Raw genomic sequence first — 21,412 nt, 5'->3', positions numbered from 1 at the left:
CCCACTATTCCTGTTGTTGAGACGAGTTACCGCATCGTGGACTATCTGCCGCTGTTTGCTTTATTGAAAGACCGTCCGGTGCTGATTGTCGGGACGGGCGAAATCGCCGATCGCAAAATCGCTTTTTTACAGCGGGCCGGCGCGCAGGTGCAGATTGTTACGGGGTCAGAATTCGATGAGTCACAGCTTGATCAGGTGGTACTGGCCATCGCGGCGACGGACGATCCGGCGCTGAATCGTCGGGTGTTTGAGGCGGCCAATGCCCGTCATCGGCTGGTGAACGTGGTGGATGATCAGCCCTTGTGCTCGTTTATCTTCCCGTCGATTGTCGACCGTTCCCCGCTGCTGATTGCAATCTCATCCGGCGGCAACGCGCCCGTGCTGGCGCGCATGCTGCGTGAAAAGCTGGAAGCGTTATTACCTGTAAGCCTCGGGCGTATGGCTGAAGTGGCGGGGGGCTTTCGTGAACGACTGAAAGCGTACCGTACCACCACCGCCGATCGCCGTCGTTTTTGGGAGAAAGCCTTTCGCGGGCGTTTTGCCAGCCTGATGGCGGCGGGAAACGAACAGGCCGCCAAACGCGAACTGGAGGACTCCCTTCACGCTTCACATCAGCAGCAGGGCGAAATTATTTTAGTCGGTGCCGGGCCGGGTGACGCCGGGCTGCTGACGCTGCGCGGTCTGCAGGTTATTCAGCAGGCCGACGTGGTCTTTTACGATCATCTGGTAAGCGACGAGGTGCGTGAGCTTATCCGTCGCGATGCCGAGCAGATCTGCGTTGGCAAACGCGCGGGCGAACACTCACTGGCGCAGCATGAGACCAATCAGATGCTGATTGATGCCGCGAAAGCCGGGAAATCCGTGGTACGCCTCAAAGGCGGAGACCCGTTTATTTTCGGGCGCGGCGGCGAAGAGTTGCAGGCAGCCGCGCAGGCGGGCGTGCCGTTTCAGGTGGTCCCGGGTATCACGGCGGCATCGGCGGTCACCGCCTACGCCGGTATCCCGCTCACTCACCGCGACTATGCCCAGAGCGTCACCTTCGTTACCGGACACTACAAAGCAGACAGCGCGCCGTTTGACTGGGCCCAGCTGGCGCAAAGCCGTCAGACGCTGGCGATCTATATGGGCACTCTGAAAGCCGCTGACATCAGCGAACAGTTGATTCGTCATGGGCGCGATAAAGCAACGCCGGTGGCAGTGATTTCACGCGGGACACGCGTCGACCAGCACGTCGCGACCGGAACCTTACAACAACTTGCAAACCTGGCGAAAAATGCCCCCATGCCCGCCCTGATTGTGGTGGGAGAGGTGGTGGAGCTGCATCAGACGCTCGCCTGGTTTCAACACAACCAACAGCAGGAGGGATTCAACTCTTCTGTGGTGAATCTGGCTTAAGGAATGGTTATGGACCAAAAACGACTTACCCACCTGCGGCAACTTGAAGCGGAAAGCATCCATATTATCCGCGAGGTGGCTGCCGAATTTTCGAACCCGGTGATGATGTACTCGATCGGGAAGGATTCCAGCGTCATGCTGCATCTGGCGCGTAAAGCGTTTTATCCGGGCACTTTGCCGTTCCCGCTACTGCACGTGGATACCGGCTGGAAATTCCGCGAAATGTACGAGTTCCGCGACCGTACCGCCAAAGCCTACGGCTGCGAACTGCTGGTGCACAAAAACCCGGAAGGGGTGGCGATGGGCATCAATCCGTTCGTCCACGGCAGCGCGAAACACACGGATATCATGAAAACCGAAGGGCTGAAGCAGGCTCTGAACAAATACGGTTTTGATGCGGCCTTCGGCGGCGCGCGCCGTGACGAAGAGAAATCCCGCGCCAAAGAGCGAATCTATTCTTTCCGCGACCGCTTCCACCGCTGGGACCCGAAAAACCAGCGCCCGGAGCTGTGGCACAACTACAACGGCCAGATTAATAAAGGCGAAAGCATCCGCGTCTTCCCGCTCTCCAACTGGACCGAGCTGGATATCTGGCAGTATATCTATCTGGAAAATATCGAAATCGTTCCGCTGTATCTGGCGGCAGAGCGTCCGGTGCTTGAACGCGACGGGATGCTGATGATGATCGACGACGATCGTATCGATTTGCAGCCGGGCGAAGTGATCAAAAAACAGATGGTCCGCTTCCGTACGCTGGGCTGCTGGCCGTTGACGGGCGCTGTGGAATCAAACGCGCAGACGCTGCCGGAGATCATCGAAGAGATGCTGGTCTCCACCACCAGTGAGCGACAGGGGCGCATGATTGACCGCGACCAGGCAGGCTCAATGGAGCTGAAGAAACGTCAGGGTTATTTCTAAGGAGCCGCCATGAACACCACTATTGCACAACAAATTGCTGATGAAGGCGGCGTGGAAGCTTACCTGCACGCCCAGCAGCACAAAAGCCTGCTGCGCTTTCTGACCTGCGGCAGCGTCGATGACGGGAAAAGCACCCTGATTGGCCGACTGCTGCATGACACGCGTCAGATTTACGAAGACCAGCTCTCCTCCCTGCACAATGACAGCAAACGTCACGGCACCCAGGGCGAAAAACTCGATCTGGCGCTGCTGGTGGATGGCCTGCAGGCAGAACGTGAGCAGGGAATTACCATCGACGTGGCGTACCGCTATTTCTCTACCGAGAAGCGCAAATTCATCATCGCCGACACCCCAGGGCATGAGCAGTACACCCGTAACATGGCCACGGGCGCCTCGACCTGTGAGCTGGCGATCCTGCTGATGGACGCGCGCAAAGGCGTGCTCGATCAGACCCGTCGCCACAGCTTTATCTCCACGCTGCTCGGCATCAAACACCTGGTGGTGGCAGTCAACAAAATGGATCTGGTGAATTTCAGCGAAGAGAAATTCGAGGAAATCCGCCAGAGCTATCTGACTTTCGCCGCGCAGCTGCCGGGCAATCTGGATATTCGCTTTGTGCCGCTCTCCGCACTGGAGGGCGATAACGTGGCCTCCCAGAGCGTTAACATGCCGTGGTACAGCGGCCCGACGCTGCTGGAAGTGCTGGAAACCGTTGAAATTCAACGCCCCGTGGAAAGCCAGCCGATGCGCTTCCCGGTGCAATATGTCAACCGTCCAAACCTCGATTTCCGTGGCTTCTCCGGGACGATTGCTTCCGGCGTGGTGAAGGTTGGTCAGCGCGTGAAAGCGCTGCCGTCCGGTGTGGAATCGACCATTGCCCGTATCGTCACCTTCGACGGCGATTTGCCGGAAGCGGGTGCGGGCGAAGCGGTGACTCTGGTACTGAAGGACGAGATTGATATTAGCCGCGGTGATTTGCTGCTGGATGCGCAGGAGAGCGTGCCGGCCGTGCAAAGCGCGTCCCTGGACGTGGTGTGGATGGCAGAGCAACCGCTGACGGCGGGCCAAAGCTATGATATCAAAATCGCGGGCAAGAAAACCCGTGCGCGCGTCGATAGCATTCACTATCAGGTGGACATCAACAATCTGGCGCAGCACCAGGTTTCAGAATTGCCGCTGAATGGCATTGGTCTGGTGGATCTCACTTTTGATGAGCCACTGGTGCTCGACAAATATCAGCAAAACCCGGTAACGGGCGGCCTGATCTTTATCGACAGACTGACTAACGTCACCGTGGGTGCCGGTATGGTGCGCGAGCCGCACGAGCAGGCAACCGCAGCGCCTTCTGAATTCAGCGCCTTTGAGCTGGAGCTGAACGCGCTGGTCCGCAAACACTTCCCGCACTGGGGCGCACGCGATTTGCTGGGAGGAAAATAATGGCGCAGCACGATGAGAACGTCGTCTGGCATCCTCATCCGGTAACCGTTGCCGCGCGCGAACAACTCCACGGTCATCGTGGGGTTGTGCTGTGGTTTACCGGGCTGTCTGGCTCCGGTAAATCCACCGTGGCCGGGGCGCTGGAAGAGGCGCTGCATCAGCAGGGCGTCAGTACCTATCTGCTCGATGGCGACAACGTGCGCCACGGCCTGTGCAGCGATTTGGGATTTAGCGATGACGATCGTAAAGAGAACATTCGCCGCGTAGGGGAAGTGGCGAGCCTGATGGCTGATGCAGGGCTGGTGGTATTAACCGCCTTTATCTCGCCACATCGCGCCGAGCGACAGATGGTGCGCGAGCGCGTGGGTCACGAGCGGTTTATCGAAGTGTTTGTCGATACGCCGCTTGCGGTGTGCGAAGCGCGCGATCCGAAAGGGCTTTATAAAAAGGCCCGTGCGGGTGAGCTGCGTAATTTCACCGGCATTGACTCGGTTTACGAAGCCCCTGAATCACCAGAGATTCACCTGGAAGGTCAACAATTGGTAACAAATTTAGTAGGCCAATTATTAGACCTGCTCAGACAGGGCGATATTATCAGATCCTGAGACGGTATCGAACGGATAGCTCGCTGCCCGTAAGATGTGTCATGGTCACAGGATCTGCTATGCGTAACAGTGAGAATTACATTATCACCACGTCGGACACCGTATCGACTGATGACGACACGACCTGGTCACTTCCTGGGGCCGTGGTCGGCTTCGTCTCGTGGTTGCTGGCGCTCGGCATCCCGTTTCTGATCTATGGCCGCAATACGCTGTTTTTCTTCCTCTACACCTGGCCTTTCTTTCTCGCGCTGATGCCCGTCGCGGTTGTGGTTGGCATTGCGCTGCACTCGCTGCTGAATGGACGCCTGTTCTACAGCACCATCATCACCATTGCCACCGTGGTCATCATTTTCGGCCTGCTGTTTTTATGGCTGATGGGCTAACTTGCGACATAATTAAAACCCCAGAGTAGAGTCGAACGGAAAGTTATGGGATGATGATGCCGTTTTTCAGGGGGCTGGATGGGTAAATTAACACTGCTGTTGCTGGCTTTGCTGGTCTGGCTACAGTATTCGCTGTGGTTCGGTAAGAACGGTCTTCACGACTACAGTCGCGTCAATGATGACGTCACGGCACAGCAGGCAACAAACGCAAAACTCAAAGCGCGAAACGATCAACTCTTTGCCGAAATTGACGACCTCAATGGCGGGCAAGAGGCGATTGAGGAACGCGCACGCAACGAACTCAGTATGACTAAGCCGGGCGAAACTTTTTATCGTCTGGTGCCGGATGCGTCTAAACGCAGTCAGGGCTCAGCACAAAACAATCGATAATCAGGCCCAGGATTACGACATGGCAGTGACTTTTTCGGATGTATGCGCTGTGGTACCGGCAGCAGGTTTCGGTCGGCGCATGCAAACAGAGTGTCCTAAGCAGTACCTTTCCATTGGCGATAAAACGATCCTTGAACACTCCGTCGCGGCGCTGCTGGCGCACCCACGGGTGACGCGCGTCGTGATCGCCATCAGTCCGGGCGATGCCCGTTTTGCCGATCTACCGCTGGCAAATCACCCACAGATTACCGTCGTTGATGGTGGCACAGAGCGCGCCGACTCCGTTCTTGCAGGCCTTTGCGCAGCGGGTGATGCCGAGTGGGTGCTGGTGCACGACGCTGCACGCCCCTGCCTGCATCAGGACGATCTGGCCCGTCTGCTTAAGCTCAGCGAAACCAGCGCCACAGGTGGCATTCTGGCCTCGCCCGTGCGCGACACCATGAAGCGCGCAGAGCCTGGCGTGCAAACTATCGCCCATACCGTTGAGCGCGTCGATTTATGGCACGCGCTGACCCCCCAGTTTTTCCCCCGCGAACTGCTCAAAAGCTGTTTAACCCGCGCGCTCGATGAAGGCGCCACCATCACCGACGAAGCGTCGGCGCTGGAGTATTGCGGTTTTCACCCTGAGCTGATTGAGGGGCGCGCTGATAATATAAAAGTGACGCGCCCGGAAGACTTACAGCTCGCGGAATTTTATCTTACCCGTACGATCCCTCAGGAGAAGGCATAATGCGAATTGGACACGGTTTTGACGTACACGCCTTTGGCGGCGTTGGCCCGATTATCATTGGCGGCGTACGCATTCCCTTCGAGAAGGGCTTACTCGCACACTCTGATGGCGATGTTGCGCTGCATGCCTTAACCGATGCTTTGCTCGGCGCGGCGGCGCTGGGCGATATCGGTAAACTGTTCCCGGACACCGATCCGGCGTTTAAAGGCGCGGACAGCCGCGAGCTGCTGCGTGAAGCCTGGCGTCGGATTCAGGCGAAGGGCTATACCCTCGGTAATGTCGATGTGACGATCATCGCTCAGGCGCCAAAAATGCTGCCGCACATTCCGCAGATGCGCGTTTTTATCGCGGAAGATCTCGGCTGCCATATGGATGACGTTAACGTCAAAGCGACCACCACCGAGAAGCTCGGCTTTACCGGTCGCGGCGAAGGCATCGCCTGTGAGGCTGTGGCGCTGCTGGTGAAGGCGGCCAAATGATCGACTTTGCTAACCTGACGTATTTGCACGGCAAACCACAGGGAAATGGCCTGCTGAAAGCCAGCCCAGAAGATTTCGTGGTCGTGGAAGATCTCGGCTTTGAGCCGGACGGCGAAGGCGAGCATATTCTGGTGCGTATTCTGAAAAACGGCTGCAACACCCGTTTTGTGGCCGATGCGCTGGCAAAATTCCTCAAGATTCATGCCCGTGAAGTGAGCTTTGCGGGGCAAAAAGACAAACATGCGGTCACGGAACAGTGGCTGTGCGCGCGCGTGCCGGGCAATGCGATGCCTGATTTAAGCAAATTTGAGCTTGAAGGCTGTAAAGTGCTGGAGTACGCCCGCCACAAGCGCAAGCTGCGCCTGGGGGCGCTTCAGGGCAATACGTTTACTCTTGTGCTGCGTGAAGTCACAGACCGTGATGACGTCGAAAAACGTCTGACGGCCATTAACGAGCAGGGCGTGCCGAACTATTTCGGTACCCAGCGTTTCGGGATTGGCGGCAGCAATTTGCAGGGTGCGCTGCGCTGGGCGCAGAGCAATGCCCCGGTTCGCGACAGGAATAAACGCAGTTTTTGGTTGTCGGCAGCCCGCAGTGCGTTGTTTAATCAGATTGTGAGCGAACGACTGAAAAAAATGGACGCGAATCAAGTTGTTGTCGGCGATGCGCTACAATTAGCGGGACGCGGCAGTTGGTTCGTCGCCACAAGCGATGAAATGGCCGATCTGCAGGCACGCGTCGACAATAAAACGCTGCTGATTACCGCCGCGCTGCCTGGCTCGGGAGAGTGGGGAACGCAGGGCGATGCGCTGGTCGCGGAGCAGGCGGCGGTTGCAGAGGCGACAGAATTACAATCATTGCTGGTGCGGGAGAAAGTTGAAGCGGCACGCCGCGCGATGCTGCTCTATCCGCAGCAGCTAAGCTGGAACTGGTGGGATGACGTAACCGTAGAGTTACGTTTCTGGCTGCCGGCAGGGAGCTTTGCCACCAGTGTTGTCAGGGAACTAATCAATACGTCGGGTGACTATGCGAATATTGCTGAGTAACGATGATGGGATCCATGCGCCTGGAATTCAGACGCTGGCTAAACACCTTCGCGAGTTTGCCGAGGTGCAGGTTGTTGCTCCCGATCGTAACCGCAGCGGTGCCTCCAACTCATTAACGCTGGAGTCGTCCCTTCGCACTTTTACCTATGAAAACGGCGATATCGCGGTGCAGATGGGGACGCCAACGGACTGCGTTTTCCTCGGCGTGAACGCCCTGATGCGCCCGCGCCCGGACGTGGTGGTCTCAGGTATCAACGCTGGCCCAAATCTGGGCGACGACGTGATCTACTCTGGAACGGTTGCGGCAGCGATGGAGGGGCGTCATCTTGGGTTCCCGGCGCTGGCGGTCTCGCTCAATGGTTACACCCATTACGATACGGCTGCTGCCGTCACCTGTTCGATCCTGCGCGCCCTCAGCCGTGAGCCGCTGCGCACCGGTCGCATTCTGAATATCAACGTGCCGGATCTGCCTCTTGCCGAGATCAAAGGTATTCGCGTGACGCGCTGTGGCAGTCGCCATCCAGCCGATCAGGTGATCCCTCAGCAAGATCCGCGCGGAAATACGCTTTACTGGATTGGTCCTCCTGGCGAGCAGTGCGACGCCGGGCCAGATACGGACTTTGCGGCGGTGGATGCAGGCTATGTGTCCGTTACGCCGCTGCACGTAGATTTAACCGCCTATAACGCGCAAGATGTGGTCTCAGGCTGGCTGGAACGTGCCGGGGTGAACACACAATGGTAAGTAAACGTGTACAAGCTCTTCTGACTCAATTACGCACTCAGGGCATCACCGACGAGCGTGTGCTTGAGGCAATCTCACAGGTTCCGCGTGAGAAATTTGTGGATGAGGCGTTTGAACACAAAGCGTGGGAAAACGTCGCTTTGCCGATCGGGCAAGGGCAGACGATTTCACAGCCGTATATGGTTGCGCGCATGACGGAGCTGCTGGAGCTGACGCCGGAATCCCGGGTGCTGGAAATCGGCACCGGTTCAGGGTATCAGACGGCAATTCTGGCCCATCTCGTCCATCACGTCTGCTCCGTCGAGCGGATCAAAGGCTTGCAGTGGCACGCCCGCCGTCGCCTTAAACAGCTTGATTTACATAACGTTTCCACCCGTCACGGCGATGGCTGGCAGGGCTGGCAGGCCCGCGCGCCATTTGATGCCATTATCGTGACGGCAGCACCGCTTGAGATCCCGGCCGCGCTTCTGGCGCAGCTGGATGATGGCGGTATTCTCGTTTTGCCGGTGGGCGATGAACAACAGCTTCTGAAGCGTGTTTGTCGACGGGGCGGCGAGTTTATTATCGATACCGTTGAAGCCGTGCGTTTTGTGCCTCTTGTTAAGGGAGAGCTTGCCTGATACTCGGAATTTTCCAGGGTTATTCGGAAAAATTCAGCGTATGGTGTGGCGCAAAAGGTTCGAGCCATCACGGTTAATTTTAAGTCACTGGTAGTTAACACATTCCTGGGGGATAAATGAGCGCGGGAAGCCCGAAATTCACCATCAGCCGTGTCGCGGCATTGTCATTGGTTTCGCTTTGGCTGGCAGGTTGCACGAGTTCTAATAACCCCCCTGCGCCAGTGAGCTCAGTCGGCGGGAGCAGCAATTCGGGGAATACTTCCGGTGGAATGCTGATTACGCCTCCGCCTAAAATGGGCACTGCGGCACCGCAGCAAACTCCGCAGATCCAGCCTGTTCAAACGCCGATCACGCAGCCAACTCAGATTCAGCCAGTGCAACAACCTGTGCAGACCGAGAATGGCCGCATAGTCTATAACCGCAAGTATGGGAACATTCCGAAAGGAAGTTATACGGGCGGCAGCACCTACACCGTAAAACGTGGCGACACGCTGTTCTATATCGCGTGGATCACCGGGAACGATTTCCGTGACCTCGCCCAGCGAAACAACGTACAAGCCCCGTATGGCCTGGAAGTCGGCCAGACGCTGCAGGTCGGTAATGCGACCGGTACGCCGCTGACCCCAGGCAACTCTGTTTCAGCCGCGGATGTCACCGCGCAAAACAATAGTGTGAAACCTGCGCAAAATACCAGCGCGGTGGTTGCTTCACAACCAACAATTACGTATTCTGAAGACTCAGGTGAACAGAGTGCTAACAAAATGTTGCCGAATAATAAGCCGTCTGCGACTGTCGTCACAGCACCGGTTACGGCACCTGTGGTTAGCTCTTCCGTACCGACTGCCAGCAGTCAAACCGCCAGTGCGCCAATTTCAACCTGGCGTTGGCCGACTGATGGCAAGGTTATCGAGAACTTCTCTTCCTCCGAGGGGGGAAACAAAGGGATCGATATCGCAGGAAGTAAGGGACAGGCAATCATCGCGACCGCAGATGGACGCGTTGTATATGCCGGTAACGCTCTGCGCGGTTACGGTAATCTTATTATCATCAAACATAACGATGATTACCTGAGTGCCTACGCCCATAACGATACAATGCTGGTCCGGGAACAACAAGAAATCAAGGCGGGGCAAAAAATCGCTACCATGGGTAGCACCGGCACCAGTTCTACACGCTTGCATTTTGAAATTCGTTACAAGGGGAAATCCGTAAACCCGCTGCAATATTTACCGCAGCGATAATTTGACGGGACATACCACTTCAGGGTGTCTCGTTCAGGGATCACGGGTAGGAGCCACCTTATGAGTCAGAATACGCTGAAAGTTCATGATTTAAATGAAGATGCGGAATTTGATGAGAACGGAGCCGAGTCTTTTGATGAGAAAGCCTTGGTTGAAGAGGAACCCAGTGATAACGATTTAGCTGAAGAAGAGCTGTTATCGCAGGGCGCCACACAGCGTGTGCTTGACGCGACTCAGCTTTACCTTGGGGAGATTGGTTATTCCCCACTGTTAACGGCCGAAGAAGAAGTCTATTTCGCGCGTCGCGCATTGCGTGGAGATGTAGCCTCACGCCGCCGCATGATCGAAAGTAACTTGCGTCTGGTGGTGAAAATTGCTCGTCGTTACAGCAATCGTGGTCTGGCACTGCTGGATCTGATTGAAGAGGGCAACCTGGGCCTGATCCGCGCCGTTGAGAAGTTTGACCCAGAACGTGGGTTCCGTTTCTCTACGTACGCGACCTGGTGGATTCGTCAGACTATCGAACGGGCGATTATGAACCAAACCCGTACGATCCGCCTGCCGATTCACATCGTCAAAGAGTTGAACGTCTATCTGCGTACTGCACGTGAGTTGTCCCATAAACTGGACCACGAGCCAAGTGCGGAAGAGATTGCCGAGCAGCTCGATAAACCGGTTGATGACGTAAGCCGTATGCTGCGTCTTAACGAGCGCATTACCTCCGTCGACACCCCGCTGGGTGGCGATTCCGAAAAAGCGCTGCTGGACATCCTGGCCGATGAAAAAGACAACGGCCCGGAAGACACCACGCAAGACGATGATATGAAACAGAGCATCGTCAAATGGCTGTTCGAACTGAACGCCAAACAGCGTGAAGTGCTGGCACGTCGTTTCGGTCTGCTGGGGTATGAAGCTGCGACACTGGAAGATGTTGGCCGTGAGATTGGCCTGACTCGTGAACGTGTTCGTCAGATTCAGGTAGAAGGTTTGCGTCGCCTGCGTGAAATCCTGCAGGGACAAGGGCTGAATATCGAAGCGCTGTTCCGCGAATAAGCACCTTTTCATCAAAAAAGGCCCGTCGAGAGACGGGCCTTTTTCTTTTCTAACGTTCGACTGTTTCGTGAAGATGGCGCCAGAGCATGCTATCCCCTTGTTGACGTAATACCACGGTTGACCATCGCAGGGTCGTTGGCGCTGAAGGCTGACGTTGTACTTCGCGATAACGTAGCACTGCGCCATGCGGCCACTCCTCCAGCACGTCCACATTGTCGACTAAAATGGAAAGCCCCGGACGGCTGCCGCGCTGTGCCAGAAAGAACGCGCTCAGGGCAGGATAATCCAGACATGCCCCGGTCGGTGTTACCATGGTAAATCCCTCGCAGAAATGCGCCATTAGCGCGTCGTGATCGCCTTCGCCTTTGCCGAGCCAGTTTTCGATGGCAATGTGCGCATTGATGATTTCATCTTTAAACAGATTCATGATGGTTCCTTATGAAGGTGAATAAGTACCTGCTGGTTGTTCAGGCGGATCGCGCTAAACAGCGGTACAAGCGTGATGAGGCCTGCAAGAATGAATGTCCCGTGCCAGGCCTGAAGGGGGGTGAAAATCTGTTGCAGAGCGCTCAACATCACGGCCAGCAGCGTAGTCCCCAGAAGGAAACTCAGCTGGCGATTGATATTCCACAGCGCGCTGGCGTCCGGCATCTCGTCAAAGGCCACGTTAAGAAAAGCGGTGCTTTGTGCGGTGCTGCTGCACAGACTGCCACCAGCTCCCATCAGTACGAAGAGGGCGATGATGATGTATTCAGGGGTTGTCGCTGATACCACTGATAAACCCGCGATTCCCGCCGCCTGCAGCAGACAGCCGGTGATTATCAACGGGCGTGGGCCAAGACGGTTGAAATATTTGCCGGTGGTGGATATGGCGATAAACGAGGCGAGCGACCAGGGGAGCATCAGCGCACCCGTTGCCGCTGGGGTCATCTTCACCACACTCTGCAGATAAAACAGGCCGACCACGTTCACGCCAATGAAAATCCCCGGTACGCATAAATAGATCAGCATCGCGAAGCGCAGCAGCGGGTCGGACAGCTGCGGCAAATGCAGTAAACGAGCAGGCCCTGATGGGGTGGTGTCGTTTTTGAGCCATAGGCAGGCGAGCAGCAGCGTGACGACCGCAAGCGGCAGCGGTGCAAAAAAGATCCATCGCCAGCTAAAGAACTGAATAAGCACTCCCCCCAGCGCCGGGGCACTCGCGGGAGCGAGCAGGGCGACCAGCATCACCGCTGTCGATAATCCGGCCCGCTCGTGGGGTTTAAACTGTTGCCACGCCAGGGCCTGCCCAACCGGGATCAGCAGACCACCGCCCGCTCCCTGAAGCACCCGCCAGAAGATAAGATGGCTCAGTGACTCCGCCAGCCCGGCGGCGGACGCCGCAGCACAGAACAGGGTCAGAGAGAGAATAAAAAGGCGCTTTGCGCCGATCCTGCGCGTGATAAGGGCGCTAAAAGGGATGACCAGCGTCATGCCCACAATGTAGCCATTACTGACCCATGCCAGCGCAGGGGCGGATGCGTTTAGCTCCACCGCCATCGCCGGGAAGGCGACGCTGGCGATAAACATATTGATGAGGTCGAGAAAAAAGCCCAGCAGAAAAACGATGGCGACTTTATGGCGATACGTCATGATTTACCCTCTGTTAAGGAGCGGTAATGTATCTGCCAGAAAGCGTGGGATAAACGGCATCGCTGGCGATATACTGTCAAAATAATTTTGACAGTAATGGCGCTCAGCAATGCTCAATCTACAACGAATGATGATTTTCGTGGCGGTGGTGGATACCGGCAGTTTTACCGCGGCGGCCACTACGCTTGGGCAAACCAAAGCCGTTGTCAGTTTTAATATTCGCCAGCTGGAGAATGAGCTGGGCGTAACGTTACTTCTGCGCTCTACGCGTAGAATCACCCTCACGGAAGCGGGCGCGCTCTTTTATCAGCGTGGCGTCGAGCTGTTAAAAGCGGCGGAGAATTTGCAGGATGAAGTCAGGGCCAGCCACGTTGGGCTGAGCGGTGAGCTGCGAATCACCTCCACGCCAGAGTACGGTGCGCAGGTGATTATCCCGGTTCTGGCGGAGTTCAGTCGGCTTCATCCGGATTTACGGATACGCCACGTTGCGTCGTCGCATCATGCCGATTTGATTGCAGAGCGTTTTGACGTCGCCATTCGGCTGGGAACGCTGGCCGACTCTCGCTATCACGCCGCGCAGATTTCGCGTTTCACGATTTTGCCCGTGGCCGCCCCTGAATGGCTCTCTACAAACCCGGTAGATTCGCTGGACGCACTGGCGCAGGCCGAGTGGCTGATCCATGACCGCCTTCCTGCGCCATTACGCTGGCAGGTGACGGATGCCTGTGGAAAAAAAGCGCTGTTAGAGATCACGCGTCCTGCGCGATTGTTTGCCGACAGCGCCCAGGCGCTGATGGCCTTTGCGCTCGCGGGAGCGGGCGTGGCATTGCTGCCAGAATGGCTGGTAAAAAATGCACTGGAAAAGGGACGGCTGATACATGTCTTACCCGGCTACACCTTTGCGCAGCAGGGCATTTATGCGGTCTATCCCGATGCGCAGCATGTCTCGGCTAAGGTGCGCGTGTTTATCGACTATCTGCGCACCCGAGCCGGTTAATGTTGCCTGAGGTAATTTACGCCAGATTCTTCAGGCGATAGATCCACTCCAGCGCCTGACGCGGCGTCAGAGAATCTGGATCGAGATTCTCCAGCGCTTCGAGCGCCGGTGAGGTCTCTTCCGCCAGCGTCAGCAACGACATCTGTGAGCCGTCAATCTGCGTCGCAGCAGCATTCGGCGACAGGCTTTCCAGCTCGCGGAGTTTCTGACGCGCGCGTTTGATCACCTCTTTTGGCACGCCCGCCAGCGCGGCAACCGCCAGGCCGTAGCTCTTGCTGGCCGCTCCGTCCTGCACCGTATGCATGAAAGCGATGGTATCGCCGTGCTCCAGCGCATCCAGATGAACGTTGGCGACACCCTCCATTTTTTCTGGCAGTTGCGTCAGTTCAAAGTAGTGCGTCGCAAACAGGGTCATGGCTTTGATCTTATTCGCCAGACTCTCAGCGCACGCCCATGCAAGGGAAAGACCATCGTAGGTAGAGGTACCACGGCCGATCTCATCCATCAGCACCAGGCTGTTTTCCGTCGCATTGTGCAGAATGTTAGCGGTTTCGGTCATCTCGACCATGAAGGTCGAGCGGCCACTGGCCAGATCGTCCGCTGCCCCCACGCGGGTGAAGATGCGATCGATAGGACCAATCTCCACGCTCTGCGCCGGAACATAGCTGCCGATATAAGCCAGCAGGGCGATAAGCGCAGTCTGACGCATATAGGTACTTTTACCGCCCATGTTCGGGCCGGTGATGATCAGCATGCGACGCTGGGCAGAGAGATTCAGTGGGTTGGCGATAAACGGCTCGTTGAGCACCTGCTCAACCACCGGATGACGCCCTTCGGCAATGCGTATACCCGGTTTGTCGCTGAACGTCGGACAGGTGTAATTGAGCGTATCAGCGCGTTCCGCCAGGTTCACCAGCACATCCAGCTCGGCGAGCGCGCTTGCGCTCAACTGCATATCAGCCAGGTGCGGAAGAAGGGTATCGAACAGCTCTTCATAAAGCTGCTTTTCCAATGCCAGGGCTTTGCCTTTGGAGGTGAGGACTTTGTCTTCGTACTCTTTTAGCTCTGGAATGATGTAGCGTTCGGCGTTCTTCAGCGTCTGGCGACGAACGTAGTGAATCGGCGCCATGTGACTCTGTCCACGACTGATTTGGATGTAATAGCCGTGAATCGCATTGTAGCCGACTTTCAGGGTATCCAAGCCCAGACGTTCGCGCTCGCGGATCTCAAGCTTATCCAGATAATCAGTGGCCCCGTCTGCCAGGGCGCGCCATTCGTCCAGCTCTTCGTTGTAACCCGGGGCAATCACACCGCCGTCGCGAACCAGCACCGGCGGCGCTTCCACAACCGCGCGCTCCAGCAGCTCGCGCAGCTCGGTAAATTCACCCATGCTTTCGCGCAGCTTTTGCACCGGCGCGCTGTCGACTTCCGCTAGCTGCGCGCGCAGTTCAGGCAACTGCTGGAAGGCGTGGCGCATACGGGCCAGATCGCGCGGACGCGCAGTACGCAGCGCGAGACGGGCCAGAATACGTTCCAGATCGCCCACCTGGCGCAGCACGGGCTGTAATTCTGTAAAGCGATCCTGCAGCGCGCCAATGGTCTGCTGGCGGCTTTTCAGCACAGCCGTATCGCGCACCGGCATATGCAGCCAGCGTTTAAGCATACGGCTGCCCATCGGCGTGACGGTACTGTCGAGCACCGCCGCGAGCGTGTTTTCAACCCCACCGGCCAGATTCTGAGTGATCTCCAGATTACGGCGCGTAGCGGCATCCATGATGATGCTGTCCTGCTGACGCTCCATGGTAATTGAGCGAATGTGCGGCAGGGTGGTGCGCTGCGTGTCTTTCACATACTGCAGCAGGCAGCCTGCAGCGCAGAGACCGCGCGGGGCGTTCTCTACACCAAAGCCAATCAGGTCGCGGGTGCCAAACTGTAGATTTAACTGCTGGCGAGCCGTGTCAATTTCGAACTCCCACAGTGGGCGACGGCGCAGACCACGACGCCCTTCAATCAGGGCCATCTCGGCGAAATCTTCGGCGTAAAGCAGTTCCGCCGGATTGGTGCGCTGCAGCTCTGCCGCCATGGTTTCACGGTCGGCGGGTTCGCTCAGGCGAAAACGCCCGGAGCTAATATCCAGCGTGGCATAGCCGTAGCCTTTGCTGTCCTGCCAGATGGCGGCGAGCAGGTTATCCTGACGCTCCTGCAACAGCGCTTCGTCGCTGATGGTACCCGGCGTAACGATGCGCACAACCTTGCGCTCAACGGGGCCTTTGGAGGTCGCCGGATCGCCTATCTGTTCACAGATGGCAACGGATTCACCCTGATTCACCAGCTTCGCCAGATAGTTTTCCACTGCATGATGCGGGATCCCGGCCATCGGGATCGGTTCACCTGCTGACGCGCCACGTTTGGTCAGAGAGATGTCGAGAAGCTGCGACGCCCGTTTGGCATCGTCATAGAAAAGCTCGTAAAAGTCGCCCATACGATAAAACAGCAGAATTTCCGGATGCTGAGCTTTCAGTTTCAGGTACTGCTGCATCATCGGGGTATGCGCGGTTAAATTGTCGATTGTGCTCATGGAGTTATGATATCCATTTCTTTGAAATTGTTGCGTTTTGAGCGACCCACAGCTCGTTAATTCCCTCTATTGTCGCATGAAAAAATGGCGTGGCGCAGTAAAAAGTCGCGAGTTTACGCCGCCGCTTCATCCATCAGCTCAATGAGCAATTTCCCGTGTTCGACCCTCACCCGCACCTGCGAATTTGTTTTAAATCCTGCCTGTTCCAGCCAGTCGCCTTTCAGACTGAGGGCGGGGTGTACGCTGTAGCGCTTCGGAATTTTGGTCTTCCGATCTTCGTGACGCTTTCTGTAGTAGCCCACTTTAAGATGACGATGGGGTTGAGCAATGATCATGTCAGACATAAAAACTCCCTTAACAGCGGTCAGGATGGCTTTAGATTTGCCTGTATAAAATACCAGTAAAATGCGCCGGGAGTCGGTTTAAAACTGGAAGCGGCCTTCAGAAAATGAAATGCAAATGATGAAATCGGGCTGAAACAGGGGATATAAAAATGTATTATAAATGCACTTTATTAACCGGTAACGTGACATGTCAGGAAAACGCCTCTCCCGCGAAAAAGAGACCATCGGGAAAATGATTGCGCTGTATGAACAGCAATGCCCGGCAGCCACACATGAGGCAGGGCATTATCAGGCGCTGAAAGCCTATGCGGAAAAACGTCTGGATAAATGCGTGTTTGGTGAAGAGAAGCCCGCCTGCAAGCAGTGCCCGGTGCACTGTTACCAGCCCGCAAAACGCGAAGAGATGAAGCAGATTATGCGCTGGGCAGGGCCACGAATGCTGTGGCGTCACCCGATTTTGACGATTCGTCATCTGATTGACGATCGCCGTCCGGTGCCAGAGCTGCCTGAAAAATATCGTCCGAAGACGTGATGCCGTGCCGGGCACGGCATATCGCGTCTAGACCAGCATATCCTTCTCAATACCCAGCCGTTTCATGCGTGAAAGCAGCGTGGTGCGCTTCAGCCCCAGGCGCTGCGCGGCACCTTTCGGCCCGGCGACTACGCCGTTGGTCTCTTTAAGAATGCGGACAATCAGCTGGTATTCGTCCTCACCCTCCTGCGGAAGTTCTGCCGCAGGCAGCGGATTTTCTGCAACCATCAGCTCCGGCAGAGAGAGCTGAAGCACGTTGCCGCGCGTTAACAGCACCGCACGCTCAATAACGTTTTCCAGCTCACGGACGTTGCCCGGCCACTCCATCGCGGAGAGCGTGCGCAGGGTTTCCGCCGAAATACTGTCGATATTGCGCCCCATCCGGCGGGCGATTTTGGCGGTAAAGGCTTTGACTAGCAGCGGAATGTCGTCCGGGCGTTCGCGCAGGGGAGGCAGGCAAATCGGGAACACGTTCAGGCGATAGTAGAGATCGTTACGGAACTCGCGATCGGCAACCATCTTTTTCAGATCGCGGTTAGTGGCGGCGATCAGGCGCACGTCGGTCTGGATCAGTTTGTTGCTGCCGAGGCGTTCAAACTCCTGCTCCTGAAGCACGCGCAGCAGTTTCGGCTGCAACTCCAGCGGCATATCGCCCACTTCATCGAGGAACAGCGAGCTTTTATCGGCCAGCTCAAAACGACCGATGCGCTGGGTACTGGCGCCCGTAAACGCCCCGCGTTCGTGACCAAACAGATCGCTCTCGAGCAGTCCTGCCGGCATCGCCGCGCAGTTCATTTTCACCATCCGGCGGCTGTTGCGGTTGCTCAGATTGTGGATCGCGCGGGCGATCAGCTCTTTACCGGTGCCGGTTTCGCCGAGGATCAGCACCGTGCTGTCGCTCTGGGCCACCATCTCCACCTGCTTGAGCACACTGAACATCGCGTCGCTGCGGCCAATGATCTCGCCGAATTCGCTGTCGACATTGTTCAGCTGTTCCGTCAGGGCCAGGTTCTCATCCACCAGCCGCTCTTTCAGGCGGTGAATCTCCTGATACGCCAGCGCATTATCGAGGGCGATAGCGATGCGCTCGGCAATCTGGCGCAGCAGCTTTAAGTTAGTAGTGGTAAAGATGTGCTCTTCACACTGAGCCAGTTTCAGTACGCCGAGCATGGTGTTGCCGGACATCAGCGGCAGCAGGCACAGGGTCTGGATCTGGTTGCCCCAGGAGTTAAACAGCATTCGCTCGTAGGGGGCCAGCTCGTCGCGCTCGCTCAGATTGAGCAGCAGCATCTCTTTGTTTTTAAACACCTGTTCGGACAAGGTTCCGGCTTCGTCAACTTCGCTCTGCTCATGGGCCGGGTTAGTTTCATCCAGATAGTGGGTGGAATGAATCGTCAGTTTGCCCTTGCGATGACCCCGCAGTACGATGCTGATGGCGTCTATTTTGAAGTAGTGATGGATCTCTTTGGCGACTTCGCTCACCAGCTCGTCCATGTCCAGCCGGGAAAGCACCGCGTTGGTAATCGCGACCAGAATGCGGAAGTTATCACGCTCGCGGCTCAGCAGATCGTAGTCGACATTATCCGTGACCCGGCTGTGGATCTGCTCCGCCACCACGCTGACAATTTGCGTAAAGGTATGCAGGCGCTCGTACTCCGCCTCGCTCCACGGCTGATCGGCGTTACGGATAAACTCACAGCCGCCAAAGATACGCCCATCCACCGCCAGTGGCAGCAGACAGTAATGACCGAACGGCGCATACAGCGGGCTTTCGGCAAGCCGTGGCCAGGCCTGGCGAAACTCGTCGAAATTGCAGTGCAGGGCGTCCGGGCGCGACAGAATACGACGCACCGGGCCGTGCGCCAGCACCGTTTCATCTTCATATTCGACAGGCTTGCCGTTATCGCGCGTAGCATAGTAGCTGGCGCGATGACTGGTGCTGTTCCAGAGCACAATCGCGGCGCTGTCTGCGAGGGCAGACTGCCTGACCAGCCGTGTGAGGGCATCGCTCAGTGAACCCAGGTCGGGCTGCTGTAAAAGTGTACGCGTAATATCAAACAGCCCTTGCTGTCCAAGATCGCTCATCGGTGTATACGACATATCGCTTCCAAAGAAACTGGCAAAAAAAGAGAAACAGTGCTGACCGCTGTTCGCGCGGTTCTAGCAAATTCGGGGTAACGGTTCTGAGTGTGGTAAATCCAGTGTGCGCTTGATGCCATACAGGCCGGTCAGTCGCACCCCTTTGCGCTCCACCACCTCCCCAACGATCGCGGCGTTCTGCCCCAGCGGATGGCTGCGCAGCTGTGCCAGTATGTTTTCGGCTGCGCTGCGTTCAACGCCAATCAGCAATTTGCCTTCGTTGGCAAAGTTTAGCGGATCCAGGCCAAGCAGTTCGCACAGGCCGCGCACCGCCGGTTTGACGGGCAGTTGGCTTTCTACCAGCTCAATGCCGCAGCCGCTGGTGGCGGCGAACTCGTGGGCCACTGCATTTACGCCGCCGCGCGTGGCATCGCGCAGGGCTTTTACGCCTGCGCAGTTGCGCAAAGTCTGGATAAGCGGCGTCAGCACCGCGCAGTCGCTGCGCAGTTCGCCGTCCAGCCCCAGCCCTTCACGCAGATTCAGGATCGTCGCGCCGTGACAGCCCAGCGTGCCGCTCACCAGCAGCACATCACCGACGGTAAGCTGCTGCGCGCCCCAGTGGATCTCCGCCGGGATCGCGCCCATGCCTGCGGTATTGATAAACAGTTTGTCTGCCGCACCGCGCTGCACCACTTTGGTATCGCCGGTGACAATCGCAATACCTGCGTCGCGTGCGGTCTGCGCCATGCTGTTGACGACGGTGGTTAACGTTTCCATCGGCAGACCCTCTTCGAGGATAAAGCCGCAGGAGAGATAGCGTGGAATTGCCCCGCTTACCGCCACATCATTCGCCGTGCCGCACACCGCCAGCTTGCCGATATCACCGCCGGGGAAAAACAGCGGGTCGATGACGTAGCTGTCGGTGGAAAACGCCAGCCGGTCACCCTGCGCGGTGAGGGAAGAGAGCGCGATACGCGCCTGATCTTCCTGCTCAGCCAGCCAGGGGTTATCGAAGGCCGCCATAAACAGCTGGCCAATCAGCTGCTGCATTGCCTGGCCGCCGCTGCCGTGGGCCATTTCCACCGTCTTCATGCTTCACACTCCTGATTGCGGTACTGATACCACGCGGCGCAGGCCCCTTCGGACGAGACCATCAGCGCGCCAAACGCTGTTTGCGGATTACAGGTGTTGCCAAATAACGGGCATTGATGCGGTTTGCATTTGCCTGTTAACACCGCCCCACAGCGGGCTCGGGGATCGTCGCACACCTGCTGCGGCTGCGGACGGAAATGCGCTTCGGCGTCGAATGCCTGATACGCGGCGGTCAGATGCACGCCAGACTGCGCGATCAAACCCAGCCCGCGCCATTCGCTGTCGCCTTCGACGCTAAATACTTCGGCGATGGCCTGCTGCGCCAGCCGGTTGCCCGCATCGGGGACCACGCGGCGGTACTGATTTTCTACCGAACTCAGGGCTGCTATTTTCTGCTCAACCAGCATGTTCACGCCTTGTAGTAGATCAAGTGGTTCGAATCCAGCCACCACTAATGGGCGATGATACTCTGCGGCGATAAACCCATAGGCCTCGGTGCCTATCACCATGCTGACGTGGCCCGGCGCCAGAAACGCATCGATCCCGTTGTCGGGTTCGTCCAGCAGGCTGCGCAGGGTTGGGATAAGCGTAATATGCTGACAGAAAAAGAAAAAGTTGGTCAGCTTCTGCGCTTTTGCTTGCTGTAGGGTGATGGCCGTGGCGGGCATGGTGGTTTCAAACCCCAGGCCGAAAAAGACCACTTTGCGTGCCGGATTCTCTGCCGCCAGCTTAAGTGCATCCATCGGCGAGTAGACGATACGCACATCCGCGCCGTGTGCGCGGGCCTGCATCAGCGAACCGTTTTTCCCCGGTACGCGCATCGCGTCGCCAAAGGTGCAAAAAATGACGTCCGGCTGGCGGGCAATCTCAATGCAGCTGTCGATGCGGCCCATCGGCAGCACGCACACCGGACAGCCAGGGCCGTGGATAAATTCGATGTTATCGGGCAGGAGCTGATCGAGACCGAATTTAAAGATCGCATGGGTGTGGCCGCCGCACACTTCCATGATGCGCAGCGGGCGCTCTGCGGTGTAATCCAGCCGGGCAGCGCGCGTTTTAAGGTGCGCGATAAGCTGCATCACCTGTTCCGGCGCGCGATATTCATCAACGTAGCGCATG

General features: G+C 57.0%; 22 protein-coding genes. 15 read left to right on the top strand and 7 right to left on the bottom strand.

Going from position 1 to position 21,412, the window contains the following annotated elements:
* The first annotated feature begins 36 nt into the window (after positions 1-36).
* From cysG to rpoS, 13 genes are all read left to right on the top strand, one after another.
* Positions 37-1,395, top strand: a complete 1,359-nt coding sequence (gene cysG / locus ACB496_RS17525; protein ID WP_371973156.1) for a siroheme synthase CysG — start codon at positions 37-39, stop codon at positions 1,393-1,395.
* A gap of 9 nt (positions 1,396-1,404) precedes the next feature.
* Positions 1,405-2,313 carry a sulfate adenylyltransferase subunit CysD gene (gene cysD / locus ACB496_RS17520; protein WP_095283121.1) on the top strand — a complete coding sequence of 303 codons (909 nt, stop codon included), beginning with the start codon at positions 1,405-1,407 and terminating at the stop codon, positions 2,311-2,313.
* A gap of 9 nt (positions 2,314-2,322) precedes the next feature.
* On the top strand, positions 2,323-3,750 hold the full coding sequence (cysN, locus tag ACB496_RS17515; protein ID WP_100779132.1) for a sulfate adenylyltransferase subunit CysN: 1,428 nt from the start codon (positions 2,323-2,325) through the stop codon (positions 3,748-3,750).
* The gene (cysC, locus tag ACB496_RS17510) at positions 3,750-4,355 is read left to right on the top strand and encodes an adenylyl-sulfate kinase (RefSeq protein WP_100779133.1); all 606 of its coding nucleotides are present in this window, start codon (positions 3,750-3,752) and stop codon (positions 4,353-4,355) included. Before cysN ends, cysC begins: the two co-directional genes overlap by 1 nt.
* Positions 4,356-4,414: 59 nt before the next feature.
* Positions 4,415-4,738 carry a DUF3561 family protein gene (locus tag ACB496_RS17505; protein ID WP_100779134.1) on the top strand — a complete coding sequence of 108 codons (324 nt, stop codon included), beginning with the start codon at positions 4,415-4,417 and terminating at the stop codon, positions 4,736-4,738.
* Between the two features lie 78 nt (positions 4,739-4,816).
* Positions 4,817-5,128, top strand: coding sequence for a cell division protein FtsB (ftsB, locus tag ACB496_RS17500; RefSeq protein WP_100779135.1), 312 nt, complete (start codon positions 4,817-4,819; stop codon positions 5,126-5,128).
* A 19-nt stretch (positions 5,129-5,147) separates the two neighbouring features.
* Positions 5,148-5,858 carry a 2-C-methyl-D-erythritol 4-phosphate cytidylyltransferase gene (ispD, locus tag ACB496_RS17495; protein ID WP_312070198.1) on the top strand — a complete coding sequence of 237 codons (711 nt, stop codon included), beginning with the start codon at positions 5,148-5,150 and terminating at the stop codon, positions 5,856-5,858.
* Positions 5,858-6,337, top strand: coding sequence for a 2-C-methyl-D-erythritol 2,4-cyclodiphosphate synthase (gene ispF, locus ACB496_RS17490; RefSeq protein ID WP_017457714.1), 480 nt, complete (start codon positions 5,858-5,860; stop codon positions 6,335-6,337). Before ispD ends, ispF begins: the two co-directional genes overlap by 1 nt.
* A complete protein-coding gene (gene truD / locus ACB496_RS17485) occupies positions 6,334-7,383 on the top strand; it encodes a tRNA pseudouridine(13) synthase TruD (protein ID WP_371973155.1) in 1,050 nt (349 codons plus the stop codon). Before ispF ends, truD begins: the two co-directional genes overlap by 4 nt.
* Positions 7,364-8,125 carry a 5'/3'-nucleotidase SurE gene (gene surE, locus ACB496_RS17480; protein ID WP_100779138.1) on the top strand — a complete coding sequence of 254 codons (762 nt, stop codon included), beginning with the start codon at positions 7,364-7,366 and terminating at the stop codon, positions 8,123-8,125. The genes truD and surE overlap by 20 nt, the downstream gene beginning before the upstream one ends.
* Complete coding sequence (locus ACB496_RS17475) at positions 8,119-8,745, top strand: protein-L-isoaspartate(D-aspartate) O-methyltransferase (protein WP_100779139.1); 627 nt, start codon at positions 8,119-8,121, stop codon at positions 8,743-8,745. Before surE ends, ACB496_RS17475 begins: the two co-directional genes overlap by 7 nt.
* A 116-nt stretch (positions 8,746-8,861) precedes the next feature.
* A complete protein-coding gene (gene nlpD / locus ACB496_RS17470) occupies positions 8,862-9,986 on the top strand; it encodes a murein hydrolase activator NlpD (RefSeq protein WP_100779140.1) in 1,125 nt (374 codons plus the stop codon).
* A 60-nt stretch (positions 9,987-10,046) separates the two neighbouring features.
* Positions 10,047-11,039, top strand: coding sequence for an RNA polymerase sigma factor RpoS (gene rpoS, locus ACB496_RS17465; RefSeq protein WP_095283101.1), 993 nt, complete (start codon positions 10,047-10,049; stop codon positions 11,037-11,039).
* A gap of 49 nt (positions 11,040-11,088) precedes the next feature.
* Here rpoS and ACB496_RS17460 read toward each other — a convergent pair whose 3' ends face one another.
* Together ACB496_RS17460 and ACB496_RS17455 are read right to left on the bottom strand one after the other, a co-directional pair.
* Positions 11,089-11,466, bottom strand: coding sequence for a DUF4440 domain-containing protein (locus ACB496_RS17460; RefSeq protein WP_371973154.1), 378 nt, complete (start codon positions 11,464-11,466; stop codon positions 11,089-11,091).
* Positions 11,463-12,671 carry an MFS transporter gene (locus ACB496_RS17455; protein ID WP_371973153.1) on the bottom strand — a complete coding sequence of 403 codons (1,209 nt, stop codon included), beginning with the start codon at positions 12,669-12,671 and terminating at the stop codon, positions 11,463-11,465. The genes ACB496_RS17460 and ACB496_RS17455 overlap by 4 nt, the downstream gene beginning before the upstream one ends.
* 109 nt (positions 12,672-12,780) lie before the next feature.
* Between ACB496_RS17455 and ACB496_RS17450 the strand changes: the two genes are divergently transcribed.
* Complete coding sequence (locus ACB496_RS17450) at positions 12,781-13,668, top strand: LysR substrate-binding domain-containing protein (RefSeq protein ID WP_371973152.1); 888 nt, start codon at positions 12,781-12,783, stop codon at positions 13,666-13,668.
* Positions 13,669-13,684: 16 nt separating this feature from the next.
* Here the strand turns inward: ACB496_RS17450 and mutS are convergent, their stop codons facing one another.
* Positions 13,685-16,246, bottom strand: coding sequence for a DNA mismatch repair protein MutS (mutS, locus tag ACB496_RS17445; protein WP_371973151.1), 2,562 nt, complete (start codon positions 16,244-16,246; stop codon positions 13,685-13,687).
* 113 nt (positions 16,247-16,359) lie between these two features.
* Positions 16,360-16,590: a SymE family type I addiction module toxin gene (locus ACB496_RS17440; protein WP_100779145.1), complete on the bottom strand. Its 231-nt coding sequence runs from the start codon at positions 16,588-16,590 to the stop codon at positions 16,360-16,362.
* A gap of 187 nt (positions 16,591-16,777) precedes the next feature.
* On the opposite strand from ACB496_RS17440, the gene ACB496_RS17435 reads away from it, so the two are divergent.
* On the top strand, positions 16,778-17,122 hold the full coding sequence (locus tag ACB496_RS17435; RefSeq protein ID WP_100779146.1) for a nitrous oxide-stimulated promoter family protein: 345 nt from the start codon (positions 16,778-16,780) through the stop codon (positions 17,120-17,122).
* Between the two features lie 27 nt (positions 17,123-17,149).
* Here ACB496_RS17435 and flhA read toward each other — a convergent pair whose 3' ends face one another.
* Genes flhA through hypD form a run of 3 tightly spaced genes read right to left on the bottom strand, consistent with a single transcriptional unit; the run spans position 17,150 to position 21,411 of the window.
* A complete protein-coding gene (gene flhA / locus ACB496_RS17430; RefSeq protein WP_371973150.1) occupies positions 17,150-19,222 on the bottom strand; it encodes a formate hydrogenlyase transcriptional activator FlhA in 2,073 nt (690 codons plus the stop codon).
* Between the two features lie 60 nt (positions 19,223-19,282).
* On the bottom strand, positions 19,283-20,293 hold the full coding sequence (gene hypE / locus ACB496_RS17425) for a hydrogenase expression/formation protein HypE (protein ID WP_371973149.1): 1,011 nt from the start codon (positions 20,291-20,293) through the stop codon (positions 19,283-19,285).
* A complete protein-coding gene (hypD, locus tag ACB496_RS17420) occupies positions 20,290-21,411 on the bottom strand; it encodes a hydrogenase formation protein HypD (RefSeq protein WP_371973148.1) in 1,122 nt (373 codons plus the stop codon). Before hypD ends, hypE begins: the two co-directional genes overlap by 4 nt.
* Position 21,412 lies beyond the last annotated feature (1 nt).

The organism is Lelliottia nimipressuralis, from assembly GCF_041464075.1.
In the GTDB taxonomy this organism is placed as follows: domain Bacteria; phylum Pseudomonadota; class Gammaproteobacteria; order Enterobacterales; family Enterobacteriaceae; genus Enterobacter; species Enterobacter nimipressuralis.
Note: the sequence above shows the minus strand (reverse complement) of the source record. Positions and strands in the feature narration are given on the sequence as shown.